Raw genomic sequence first — 1108 nt, 5'->3', positions numbered from 1 at the left:
GGAGCAGTGGACCACGCCCGCGCTGCCCGGCGTGCCGCGCGACGTGCCGCGACTGCTCGACGACCTGGCCACCGACCGGACCGCGCTGGTGCACGGCGACGTGCGGCTGACCGGGCACGACCTCGTGCGCCGGGTGCACCGCCTGGCGCGGGCGCTGCGGACCAGGGGCGTCGGGCCGGACGACGTGGTCGCGCTCGCGCTGCCCCGCTCGGTCGACCTCGTGGTGTCCCTGCTGGCGGTGCTGGAGGCCGGTGCCGCCTTCCAGCCGCTGGACGTCGAGCACCCCGCCGAACGGCTGCGCGAGCTGGTCTCCGACACCGACGCGGCGCTCGTGCTGTGCACCGAGGCGACGGCCGGCATCGCGCCCGACGGCACGGCCTTCCTCCTGGACGACGTGGACCCGGCACTGCCGGACACCGCCTTGTCCACTGTGGACCTTGTCGCGCCGCGCGATCCCGAGCACCTGGCCTACGTCATCCACACGTCCGGCTCGACCGGCCGCCCCAAGGGCGTGCTGGCCCGGGTCGGCGGCCTGCTCTCCCTGCTGCACCACCACCGGTCGACCGCGGTCGTGGAGGCGGAACGGGCCGCGGGCAGGCGGTTGCGCGTCGCGCACACCTACTCGTTCGCCTTCGACTCCGCGCTCGACCAGCTCGCGTGGCTGCTGTGCGGGCACGAGCTGCACCTGTACGACACCGACCTGACCCGGGACGCCGAGGCGTTGCTGGACGCCTACCGCCGCGACCGGATCGACGTCGTCGACACCACGCCGTCCCTGGCCGCGCCCCTCGTGGACGCGGGCCTGCTGCACGGCGAGCACCGGCCCGTGCTCCTCGTGCTCGGCGGCGAGGCCACCCCGCCCGCGCTGTGGCGCCGCGTCGTCCGCTCCGGCGTGGCCGCGCGCAACATGTACGGCCCCACCGAGGCCTCGGTGGACAGCACCTGCGCCCGCCTCGACGGCGACGTGCCGACCATCGGCTTCCCGCTCGCCGGCACCCGCGCCTACCTGCTGGACAACGCGCTCCAGCCGGTGCCGCACGGCGAGCGCGGCGAGCTGTACCTGGCCGGTCCGCACCTGGCCCGCGGTTACCTGGGCCGGCCGGGGCTC

General features: G+C 76.0%; 1 protein-coding gene. It reads left to right on the top strand.

The features are described 5' to 3' along the window. Window positions 1-1108: AMP-binding protein (locus tag AB0G02_RS39730; RefSeq protein WP_360805554.1), on the top strand; the 1108-nt coding region annotated here is incomplete at both ends.

This window comes from Actinosynnema sp. NPDC023658, from assembly GCF_040639995.1.
Classification (GTDB): Bacteria; Actinomycetota; Actinomycetes; order Mycobacteriales; family Pseudonocardiaceae; genus Actinosynnema.
This window is presented reverse-complemented; position numbering and strand designations above follow the sequence as displayed.